The organism is Treponema primitia ZAS-1 (assembly GCF_000297095.1).
Classification (GTDB): Bacteria; Spirochaetota; Spirochaetia; order Treponematales; family Breznakiellaceae; genus Termitinema; species Termitinema primitia_A.
On record NZ_AEEA01000192.1, the window covers coordinates 1 to 11,404 of the forward strand.

Genomic DNA, 11,404 nt, shown 5'->3' on the forward strand with positions numbered 1-11,404 from the left:
GTTGTGAATTAGCCACCACGCCCAAACTTAGTTAGGCAATTTTCGCCCTTAAACAATGCGCCAAACTTAGTTAAGCAGCTTCCGTTCCTAAACAATACGCCAAACGTAGTTAGGTGGCTCCGGCTCCAGGGCAATACGCCGACACTTAGTTAGGTGGTTCCGGCTCCCGGGTGATGCGCCAAACTTAGGTAGGTGGCTCCGGCTCCCGGGCAATGCGCCAAACTTAGGTAGGTGGTTTCGGCTCCTGGGCAATGCGCCAAACTTAGGTAGGTGGTTCCGGCTCCCGGGCGATAGGCCCAAACTTAGTTAAGCGCCCAAACACAGGCCGATCGTACAGGCGCCGGTGGGGGTGGGGGAGCCACGCTGCGGGATATTCTGGAATTCCCTGCCGGAGGAGACCCCGCAGGGGGCTCCATAGGCAGACTCAACAGGCATCCCGCAGTGGGGATTCCCCACCCCCACCGGCGTTTTTCCGATATGTTCGGCGCCAGTGGTTATCCCTATTTTTTCCGGGAAGTCGCTATGCTAGCCTGGGTAATCTTGGTATTGATATTTCCCAGAAGAGAGCGGGCGGACTGGCTTTTTGAAGTGCTGCCCGGGTAATCTCCGGTGTTAAGGGCGGTTTGGGCTTGATCCGTCTGGGTTTTCGCGGTGCCAAAGTCCCCATCAATGGAATCAAAGTCCAGTTGGATGTTTTTTACACCCTTGGCGGCATCAATGTTCTTTTGGGTTTCCCCAAGACTGGCCCGTACGCCGGTTAGCAGGTTAGACGCCTCGTCCCGGGCCCGCTGAGCCCCGGCTTTACCGTCCGATATGGCCCGTTCCGCTGCGTTTATCACTTCCTGGGCGTAGGTTTTGGCCGCATCGTACCGTTTTGCCGCCGCTTCGGACTTCATATTTGCCAGGGCGTCCCGGGCGCGAATTATCGAGGGGCTTCCGTAGGCTACGGCGTCGGGATCGTTTTCCGCCCGGGTAAGGGCCGCTGCGGCATTATCCATCTCTACCGTGGGGGGCTTGGCGCAGGCGCTCAGAAGCGCCGACAGGGCAAGTACGGTCATCAGAATAAAGGGTATTCTCTTGTTGTTCAATTTAATCCTCCTGAAATATCGTATACCCCTTTTAAGGTATGCTTTAGATATGCTTATTCTAAATCATACCGGGAGGTATATGCAAGTAATAGAAAATCCTTAATATTATCGGTATAATTTCGAAAATAAAGGTGAGTATGGCGGTATATATTTCTAAAAAAAAGGCCCTGATCCGGTTTGCCCTTTCATTTTTCTCGGCCGCCGCGGTGCTGGCCCTGTCTTTTCATGTCCTCAAGGGGCCGCGTCTGGGTCCCCATTATGATTATCTTCTGCAATATGTTGAACCTGTCCCGGTATCCGGGGAGCTGCTCCTTGTTGAGACCCGGCTGCCCCAGCCTGTACTTCCCGAGTCCGCCAATGGCGATGCCGCCCTTCCGGAAGATTTTATCGAACCGGCATCGCTTGTTTCGGTATTGATGACCATGACGGAGATGAATACCGGGTCCCTGGTCATCCAGACGCCGGTTTCGGCCGGCCCCTTTCCCGGGGGTACGGACCTTCGGTTTGCGGCTCCGGATGAACTCCGCTCCCGGTTTGACGGGGAATTTAACCTGGTGGAACGGAATATCCGGAACCTGTTTGAAGCCATACGCCTGGGGTTTATACTGCCCGCGGAGGCGGATCGCTATGTGGGGGAGCTGATAAGCATCACCGGGCGGGGGAAGGAACGGCTGCTCCGGGCGCTGTTCCCTTCCGATAGGTCCGACAGGAGCCCCCTGGAACGGGCTTCCGCCGTTTTCGGCAGGGTGTGGGTTCCCGGCGCTGCAGGGGAAGGGTACTATAATACCCAGGCGGACGGGGACGGCAAGATACGGCGTGTTGTCCCGTCCATAGGGCAGGGGGAAGCGGTTCGGGAGCATCTGGTATATGCCGCCCTTAAAGACCGGCTTCCGGCGGAGTTTTCCTTCCCAAGCGATGACCAGGGGGCGCTGCTCTTTGTTCCCCTTACGGAGGGGGATTTCCGGCGTATCCCCCTGGCGGCCTTTCTGGAGTACGAGGAGGCGGACCGGGAACTCTTCCGGCTTTTATCAAACGCCGAAAGCCAGGGCATCTATGCGGGGCTTGATCCGGAGTCCTACCCCGGCAATCTCTATGGATACGCCCGGAACCTCTGGGAGGAGCTTTTGCGGGAGCCGGACCAGGATAGAAAAACCCGCTGGCTTGACGCACGGGCAGGGTACTTCCAGTCCCTGGATGATTTTTTTAACGGCCCTTCGGAGACGAGCCTGGTGGATGGCTACGAAAGGATGATCGCCTCCGAATCCCTGGGGGTGGAGGGTATACGGCGGATCACCGCTTTGCGGAATGAGCTGATCCTGAGCTTCCGGAATTTGCGGGAAAGCTATGCTGAACTTTTGGAAAAACGGGCTTTCCTGGAACTTGAATTGTCCAATTCATTCTGCATCCTCGGCCCTCCGGATTCGGCCCTTGAAAATTCCGCCATTCTGGCCAATACCCTCCTTACACAACGGACGATTATCCCCGGACAAGACCAGGATACCCTGCGCTGGTCCCTTATCGGTATCCTGGTCATCCTGGCGGGTATAAGCCTCCTGGGTCCCTGGATTTCCCTGGGCGCCGGTCTTCTCCTGGCCGCGGTTCTGGGCGTGATTTTTTCCTATAGTTTTGTCCTCCGGGCCTACTGGATGGACCCCCTCATCCCCCTAAGCGCCGCTGCTGCCGGGGTTCTGGTGTCCTTTTCCTTTGCCCTCCTGGTAAAATACCGTTCCACGAACCGTCTTCGCCGGGCCTATGGCTCCCGTATGGCCGGCCCCTATCTGCGCCGCCTCATCCGTGCGGGACGGCCCCTTCCATCGGAAACCTGCAGCGCCAAGGCAGCCATTGTGGCGATCCGGGACGGCAGCCTGAATGGTATAGAAAATCGGAGCAGCCCCCAGGAATCCGCCAAGGCGGCGGCGGCATTTTGGGAAGAGGCTTTCCGCCTTTTCAGCAAGGCCGGGGCGGTTATGACCGGCCTTGAGGGAGACCTGGTAGTTTTCGCCTTCGGTTCTCCCCTGGAACGGCAGGCCATGAAGAAGATGAAGACCATACTCCCCGATGACGGTGAAAGTATCCGCGCCGCAGAATTGGTCTTGGATATTCTGAAAAACGCCCCCCAAGCCGCCTCCTGGCGCTTTGCCATCGACGCGGGGGAATGCAGCTTCTCCTGGTCCCCCGCTGCGGGCTATACCGCCTCGGGCCATGCGGTGGTCTCCGCCCGGATCTTCTCCAAGCTCTGCTCCCGGTATAAAACCCGCATCCTGGTGAGCAGTCGGATCGCCCAAAAGCTGGGGGGCGCCTGGCGCCTTATGGGCGCCATGGTGGATCAGGGCGGCGGTGAACGGGAAGAGTTTTTTGGGCTGGGGGATTCGTAGTATTTATTTATTGAAAAAGTAGTTTTTTTCGAAGTAATGGTATACCTTATAATAGAGAGGGTTGGCGGAAAACGTCCCTTAAATGTGGGGTAATCAAAGATGAAAAAGCGGTATGATGATAAAAACTCGAATGGCGCAGGAAAAATCCTCCCTTTTCTTTTTTTGCTTACCTTGATGATGGTAACCGCTTGCCCTAACCCCTTTCAAGAGAAATCCCATAATCCGGGAGCCGATCTTTCCCCGGGAATGGGGCGGGTGGTGGTACAGCTTGGGGATAGACTGCCGGGGCGGACCATTCTGCCCCTCACGCCGGTGTTTACCAAGTATACCCTCACCTTTAGCGCCGCAGGAAAAACGGCCGTTACGGCGGAACTTACCGCTGCGTCTGATATAAGCGGTTTAACCGGGATCGGATACGGGGTGGATCTGGACCCCGGGGTCTGGACTTTAACGATTGACGCCTATGTCGGGGACAAGCCGAACTATACCCTTGCAGGGAAGATCGCAGCGCCTGTTTCTGTTACGGTTACGGCGGGGGTCATTACGGATTATTCGGCGTCCCTTGTTCCGCTTGAAATTGACGGCATAACAACGGGGACCTTTAGCTGGCGTATTGTACTCCCCACCCTGGGCGATTATGAAAAGGCAACACTGATACTCACAAAGACAACGGGAGATATTCCCCCGGTCGAGGTGGCGCTGAAACAGCTCGGAACGCCGGTATCGGCGGGTGACGTGGTAACCGATACACAAGAGCTTCCTTCAGGATACTATACGGTGTCTGTCCTGCTGGAAAAGGACGGCAAGGACGCGGGCCGGTCTGAGGTGGCCCATATCTATCCCGGCCTGACCACCGCAGCGGAATTTAACTTTACCGATGCGGTTTTTGTGAGCAGGAAGATCCTTTCGGGGACGGTTGGAACAATTACCCCTGGTCCCGGCATGACCTTGACCGGGACAACCATACGCGCCTACGCCGATGAAGCATATACGGAACAGGTTCCTACCTTCCCGAGTACGGTTACGGTAAGCGGCGGTTCCTGGACTATGAGGGTTCTGGTTGAAGTGGGGGTTGTCTATTTCAAGCTGGAGTGCAGCCTGAGCGTCGGTGGTTTGACCGGGGTTTATGGAATAGCAGCGGGAAACGAATTAAGCATCCCGGAAACCGGAATAAACGGAATAGCGATTCCCCCGGTAACAATCAGCGGCATAGAAGCGCACCGGGCGGCGGATGGCGGTATTTTTTATGGGACCCTTCAGAAAGCGATAGACAATTCCACCGGGACATCCGCATCCGACTTGGATACCATTACCTTGCTTACAGATTTATCGTTGACTGCGTCTGGTGAATTGATAACTATTCCCACCGGGAAACATGTAAAACTCATTTCCGGCGGCAGCGGCGGGACTCGGACCATAAGCCGGGGCGCCAGCGGCTTGGGAAGCCTTATCACCGTGGAATCAAACGCGACGCTGGAACTACTGGGTAGCAGCACTACGCCGTTTGTACTGGACGGGGGAGGAAGCGCCCCCTTCAACAGAACCGCCACCGACGCACTCGTAAAGGTTAACGGCGGGAAATTTACCCTTGGCAATAATGTGACGCTGCAAAATAACATAAACACCAGCGGCAGCGGCGGCGGGGTGTACCTAGCAGACCAACTTGGTTCAACTTTCAAAAAGACCGGCGGAACCATTTACGGTGATACCGTCGCCGTCGCTGTCGGTTTCGCAAACAGCACTACTCCCATCAACAGCGGCAACGCAATATATGTGGGGGGGTCATCTAATTTCCTGAACCTTGATTGCGAGCCCGGAACCAAGCTGTACGCCGAATACGATGGCACGACGTGGATTTACACCGAACCGGCCGGTGCGGGCAGCCTGGGCGACACCGGCGCCGCCTGGGTAGAGATAACGACCTGGGCTCAACTTGATGCCGCCATCACTGCCGTCGCTGACAATACCGCAGTTACCGAAGCTACCATCATCCTCAGGAATGATTTTACCCTCGCCTCCGCCGACCCAGTTATTGTGCTTAACGTTGACAAGACAATAACACTCATGGCGGATTCCTCGAACCGGACCATCAAGCGGGCAGACAGTTTACCCTATACCAACCCCATCTTCACGGTAGAGGACGGGACCCTGATCCTGGGCGGCGGCGATGATACCGGCACGCTGACCCTTTCCGGGAACGGGCCTACTATATCCGATGCCCAAAGCCCCCTCATAAAAGTAGATGGAGGAACCTTCGAGATGACCAGCGATAAGGTACTATTAAGAGATAATAGTACTGCAACTCTTACAGGCGGCGGGGTGTACGTAGCCGACGGAACCTTCACTATGGAAGACGGAACCATCAGCGGCAACAGCACCACCCAAAAGGGGGGGGGAGTGTATGTCGCGGATGGCGGAGTCTTCAATATGAGCGGCGGGACCATCAGCGGCAACACCGCCAACCTCGGCCAGGGGGTATATGTTTTTAACGGCGGAACCTTCAACATGGACGGCGGGGACATCACTTACAACATCGCCCTCAACAACATGGACGAGGGGGGAGGAGTGTATGTCGCGGGCGGCACATCCAGCGGAACCTTCACCATGAGCGGCGGGAACATCACTTACAACAGCGTCCCCGACAACAGCAACGGCGGGGGAGTATATGTCGCGTCCGGTGGAACCAGTGGAACAGTTGGAACCTTCACCATGAGCGGTGGGAACATCACTAACAATAGCGTCACCGGCACCGGCAGCGGCAGCGGCGGGGGAGTATATGTCGCGGCCGGCGCATTCGCTGGAACCGGCGGAAACTTCACTATGAGCGGCGGGACCATCAGTGACAACAGCACCATCGGCACCGGCGATGGCGGGGGGGTGTTTGTCAATACCGAAGGAACCTTTACTATGGAGGATGGGACCATCTTCCACAACAGCACCGCCGGTAATGGCGGAGGGGTGGCTGTTGTTGCCAGCGCCACGCCCAACACCGGGTTTACGATGACGGGTGGAATCATAGGAGGCAGCACGGACGATAAAAAAAATACCGCAGCCTCAGGTGGCGGGGTGTATTTGGGTGGTTCCGGCGGCACGTTTACCATGTCGGGTACTGCCAAAATTGCCGGGAATACCGCAACTGGCGGTGGCGGCGGGGTGTATGTCGCGGACGGTGGAACCAGTGAAACCGGCGGAAACTTCATCATGAGCGGCGGAACCATCAGTAACAACAGCACCACCAGCAATGGCGGGGGGGTGTATGTAGCCGGCACTTACTACAGCGGCACTTACCACTACGGCACGTTTACCATGTCGGGTACTGCCGAAATTGCCGGGAATACCGCAACCAGTCCTAATAGTGTCGGCGGCGGGGTGTATGTTGTTTCCGGAGACACGCCGCTGTCCACCACCCCCGTGTTTACGATGACAGGTGGAATCATAGGAGGCAGCACGGACGATAAAAAAAATACCGCAGCTGCAGGTGGCGGGGGGTACTTCACCACCGCTAATATCACCACCGGCGGCACGTTTACCATGTCGGGTAATGCTAAAATTATTGGGAATGAGGCAACCGCCGGCAGAGGCGGCGGGGTAGTGGTTGATGGTACTGTTTCTGCTCCGTTTATCATGGACGGTTCAGCCGAGATTACCGGGAATAAAGCCACGGACGAAGGCGGCGGAGTATATGTACAGAACGCATTTAGTATGAAGGGTTCCGCGAAAATTGAGGGTAATAGTGTTGTCTCTGGTAGTGATTCACAAAAAGGCTTTGGAGTGTATTTGTCTAGTAGTACTTCCTTTTGTACCTTCGCGATGGAAGGCAATGCGATAGTGGCTACCGACAATAAAGTATACTTTGATAATACCGCTTCCCCTCCCAAGTACCTCACCCTCAGCGGAGCTTTGACTTCACCTTCCGGAACAATCGTGGCAAATCTCGATCCCCAAGCTCCCTCAGCGACTAACCAAGTCCTGGCAGAACCACTAAGTAGTGGTTTCATAGCTGCCTACTACGATCGTTTCTTGTTAAACGGTGTAGCCGGAAAAATAGGTACATCCGGACAAATCGTCCTATAACCGGAGCGCGACGCCTTTCTATCGGGCATCACGGACAAATGCGGTAATGTAACGTTACAGCTAGTCCGTGAGGTCCCGGTTATTCCGTCCAAGGGGAATATTTGTTTCAAAATAAAATGTAGTTTTTTTTGAAGCAATGGTATATTTTATGGTAACGAGGGTTGGCGGAAGATGTTCTCTGAATTGCAATACAAGGGTAGGGAAAACGGCGGATGATTTTACGTAATTCATTATGGTATATAGAATTATTTGCCCATCCCCGTAAACCGGCGTTTGGGAAGGCGCTTCTGATGGCCCTCCTGGTGTTTATGGGCGGTGGGTTTCTCCATGCCCAAACCGCGTCCGAAATTGATGTAATCCTCGGGACCGGGGAGCTGAGCTTTGCCCAGGCCGCGGGTTTTGTCCTGGCGGCGGCGGAGCTGCTTCCGGCGGATGCCCCGGGAGGCCAAGCCGGGGAGCTGAATGCCCTTGGGTTTGCGGCGAATAACGGTTTCCTGCCTAAGGGGGTTTCCCCCGCAGCCGCCGGTTCCGGGAATGCCCCCATAAAGCTGGGTGAATTATGTTTCCTCATTATGAAATCCTTCAACCTAAAGGGGAGCTTTTTATATGCCCTTTTTCCGAGCCCCCGTTACAGCTACCGGGAATTGAAGTATATGCGGCTGGTTCCGGAACCGAGCGATCCCGCTATGCCGGTGAGCGGCTTGCAGCTTATGCAGATAACGGAGCGGGTACTGAATTACCTTGGAACCGATGTAGAAGCCGCCCGGGCAGTGGAAGCGGCGCGGCAGGCAAGGGTTGCGGCAGAAGCGGCCCAGATCGAGGCGGCCCGGAAGGCGGATGGGATACAAGAATGAGGATACTAAAGGCCGGCTTGCTCCTCATCATCTGCGCCTATACCGGGTTTGGGGCGGATTTTGGGGTGGTGCTCAGCGCAGCGCCGGAATACAATTCAGATGGGGATACGCCATTTACCCTTACCGGGGCCCTGTCCCCCTGGGTTTCGGCGCTCTTCAGCCCCACCCTCAGTCTCTATGTGTCCGCGGCGGCACAATTGGAATATACCGATGACGGGATAAACCCCGTCGTGGTTGAACTGGATCGTACGGAATTGAACTGGCGGCCGGTTCCCAGTACATTTTTTCAACTGGGGCGGCAGCAGTTTATGGACGGCGTGGGTCTTGTCGCAGCGGGACTGTTCGACGGGCTTCAGGGCTCCCTAAGCCTGGGGAGGGCGCGGCTTTCTCTGGGGGCCTTTTATACGGGATTTTTGTACAAAGATAGGGCGAAGATTTTTATAACAAACCATGATTCGGAACTATACAATAGGGAATTGGATTACGGTGATTTGAAAACCTACTTTGCTTCCCGGCGTGTTTTTATCCCGATAACGGCGGAATTTCCCGATTTTACCCCCCGGTCTTCCCTGGGGCTGAATCTGGCAGCCCAATTTGATGTGAACGATGAGGATGAAAATTTTCTGCACAGCCAATACCTGGAGTTTTACTACCGCACGGATCCTGTGGAATTTCTGCATCTGAGTTTTGCTGCGGTTACAGAATTCGTGGAGGATACGGATCTTCGGATGGGCTTTTCCGCCTTAGCAGGGGCGGACTGGGAACTGCCCACGGCGCTGCAGGATCTGCTTGCCCTGCAGCTGCGCTGGTCAAGCGGGCGCATGAATGATACTATCGGACCCTATCTTCCGGTTAACCGTATTGCGGTTGGGGAAATTTTCAGTCCCGGTTTAACGGGGCTGATGTACCTCAAGGCGGCCTATACGGCGCGGCTGCATAAAACATTGAGCGCCGAGGCAGGGACGGGTTATTTTGTCAGGACCGATGTAGAAACCCTGGGGGATAAGGATCTGGACCCCGATTCGGATTCCCGGTTTCTTGGGGGGGAGCTGTTCGGCTCCCTGGCATGGGCGCCCCAATCGGCGCTTCGCTTAACGGCGGGGGGCGGTGTGTTTTTTCCGGAATGGGGAGGGGCCTTTGTTTCCGGCGCGGGACTGCGGTGGAAGGCTTCTATGGGAGTTATGGTTTCGTTCTAGTAGGAATGTGCGGAGGTTGATATGAAACAGGGTATTGCGGGTTTGTGGTTTCTCTGCGTTATCGCGGGCCTTTGGGCGCAGAACGGGGGGGAATCCCGGGGATATATCCGGGAGCTTACGGGAAATGTGGAGATAAAGCAGCCCGGGGCGGACTGGATACCGGCGGTGGAAGGCCAGACGTTAGAACAGGCGTCCATGATTTCCACGGGGTTTAAGGGAACCGCCCTCATTGCCCTGGGGAATTCGGTTTTAACGGTGAAGCCCCTAACCCGGCTTACCCTGCAGGAGATACAGGAAATTGCGGGAAATGAAAAGGTAACCCTGACCATGCAGACCGGAAGAATACAGGCCACGGTGAATCCCCCTTCGGGCGGAAAGACCGATTTTGCCGTCCGGGCCCCTTCGGTTACCGCCTCGGTACGGGGAACCGACTTCGAATTTGACGGAACCAGTTTGAAGGTGAGCGACGGACGGGTACACCTTACCGGGGGTGACAATACGGCGGTGTATGTTGGCGCCGGGCAGCAGGTTACTACGGATCCGATCACCGGGAGAACCCCTATTGTGGCAGTGATAGTGCGGGAAGAAATAACGCCATCCATACCGGCCGGGGTGACCAGAACAGAAGCGGAAGCCCCAAAGACTGAGGCGCCGTCCTTGGGTTCTCTTATTCTCGGTACAAAATGGTAGCGCGGCACAGGCAAGGGGGTATGGATATGAAAAAAACGATGTTGGTATGTTCCCTGGTAATAGGATTACTGGCGGTTTCCTGCGATTTTTTAATTGGACCGGATACTCCTGTGGGGAAGGGGAACGTAACTATCCTCGTGGGGGATGGCAGTTTCCGTTCGGGAAGAGCCGCCTTGCCTTCCTCGCTTACCGATCAATTCCGATACGAGTTTACCCTTACCGGAGCGGGGCAGACAATCGAAAAGACCATTGCACCCGGGGTATCTTCGATCAGCCTGTTGGTAAGCCTGGGTGAATGGAATATTGCGACCAAGGCATATACCGCCGATGGACTCCTTGCGGGGGAAGGTAACGAAACCGTTACCGTTAGTGCGGGATCAAAATCGGTGAGTATTGTCATGGCGGTGAAGGATTCCTTTATTTCCAAGGCAATAACGGCCTTTGCCATTACCAGCCCGGTTGAGATACCCGGGATCGTAGATGAGGCTGCCAAGACCGTTCTCGTTACGGCGCCCTATGGGACGGATATAACCGGCATGGTTACTGCTATTACCCACACCGGAGTGTCCATAAGCCCGGCGGCAGGAACGCCCCAGGATTTTACCAACCCCGTGATATACAGTGTAACAGCGGGGGACGGCACGATCCAGCCTTATACCGTGACCGTACTGCTTGGTACCGAATCCGATACAGACCCTGATACAGACCCTGATACATCCGATCCAGGTACAGATGATCCTGATACAGGATATCCTACGATAGATCCTGATGCACCATTTGGCATAGGGCTGATAGCCATTACATTTACCGGCCCGGCGGATGAAACTATAACCCTAACCGGCATAACGGATGGCGCGACACTTTCCTGGCTTACGGACACTCTAAGCCTATCCGTTGACACCAATGATTTTCCCGGCGCACTGTATCAGTGGTATCAGGACGGGCGCCTCATATCCGAGGCGGCCACCTATAGTGTTGCCGGTTCGGAATTTACCCTGGGAGAGCATCAGGTGATGCTGCAGATTACTCTGCCGACACAGGTGGCGTATTCGAAGGTTCTTACCTTTAGTGTAGATTGAACGTTCCCGGTGAAGCCATGCGCTGATTGGGTTTCCGAAAGCACACAA

Annotated in this window: 7 protein-coding genes; 6 read left to right on the forward strand and 1 reads right to left on the reverse strand. The window is 55.5% G+C overall.

What is annotated here, in order from left to right; genetic code table 11:
• Positions 1–500: 500 nt before the first annotated feature.
• Complete coding sequence (locus tag TPRIMZ1_RS0117965) at positions 501–1,088, reverse strand: DUF4398 domain-containing protein (protein WP_010263968.1); 588 nt, start codon at positions 1,086–1,088, stop codon at positions 501–503.
• Positions 1,089–1,225: 137 nt separating this feature from the next.
• Between TPRIMZ1_RS0117965 and TPRIMZ1_RS0117970 the strand changes: the two genes are divergently transcribed.
• From TPRIMZ1_RS0117970 to TPRIMZ1_RS0117995, 6 genes are all read left to right on the forward strand, one after another.
• The gene (locus TPRIMZ1_RS0117970) at positions 1,226–3,463 is read left to right on the forward strand and encodes a hypothetical protein (protein ID WP_010263971.1); all 2,238 of its coding nucleotides are present in this window, start codon (positions 1,226–1,228) and stop codon (positions 3,461–3,463) included.
• A gap of 99 nt (positions 3,464–3,562) precedes the next feature.
• Entirely contained in the window at positions 3,563–7,537 is a 3,975-nt protein-coding gene (locus TPRIMZ1_RS0117975; protein ID WP_010263973.1) for a beta strand repeat-containing protein, read from the forward strand.
• Between the two features lie 212 nt (positions 7,538–7,749).
• On the forward strand, positions 7,750–8,391 hold the full coding sequence (locus TPRIMZ1_RS19550) for a hypothetical protein (protein ID WP_010263975.1): 642 nt from the start codon (positions 7,750–7,752) through the stop codon (positions 8,389–8,391).
• Positions 8,388–9,587: a hypothetical protein gene (locus tag TPRIMZ1_RS0117985; RefSeq protein WP_010263977.1), complete on the forward strand. Its 1,200-nt coding sequence runs from the start codon at positions 8,388–8,390 to the stop codon at positions 9,585–9,587. Before TPRIMZ1_RS19550 ends, TPRIMZ1_RS0117985 begins: the two co-directional genes overlap by 4 nt.
• Positions 9,588–9,608: 21 nt before the next feature.
• Positions 9,609–10,277: a FecR family protein gene (locus tag TPRIMZ1_RS0117990; RefSeq protein ID WP_010263978.1), complete on the forward strand. Its 669-nt coding sequence runs from the start codon at positions 9,609–9,611 to the stop codon at positions 10,275–10,277.
• 26 nt (positions 10,278–10,303) lie between these two features.
• Positions 10,304–11,356, forward strand: a complete 1,053-nt coding sequence (locus TPRIMZ1_RS0117995) for a lipoprotein (RefSeq protein WP_010263980.1) — start codon at positions 10,304–10,306, stop codon at positions 11,354–11,356.
• Positions 11,357–11,404 lie beyond the last annotated feature (48 nt).

Excerpts from the sequence above, each read along its gene's own strand:
- TPRIMZ1_RS0117975 (WP_010263973.1), top strand. The coding sequence starts at position 3,563 with ATGAAAAAGCGGTATGATGATAAAAACTCGAATGGCGCAGGAAAAATC.
- TPRIMZ1_RS0117985 (WP_010263977.1), top strand. The coding sequence starts at position 8,388 with ATGAGGATACTAAAGGCCGGCTTGCTCCTCATCATCTGCGCCTATACC.
- TPRIMZ1_RS0117995 (WP_010263980.1), top strand. The coding sequence starts at position 10,304 with ATGAAAAAAACGATGTTGGTATGTTCCCTGGTAATAGGATTACTGGCG.
- TPRIMZ1_RS0117990 (WP_010263978.1), top strand. The coding sequence starts at position 9,609 with ATGAAACAGGGTATTGCGGGTTTGTGGTTTCTCTGCGTTATCGCGGGC.
- TPRIMZ1_RS0117970 (WP_010263971.1), top strand. The coding sequence starts at position 1,226 with ATGGCGGTATATATTTCTAAAAAAAAGGCCCTGATCCGGTTTGCCCTT.
- TPRIMZ1_RS19550 (WP_010263975.1), top strand. The coding sequence starts at position 7,750 with ATGATTTTACGTAATTCATTATGGTATATAGAATTATTTGCCCATCCC.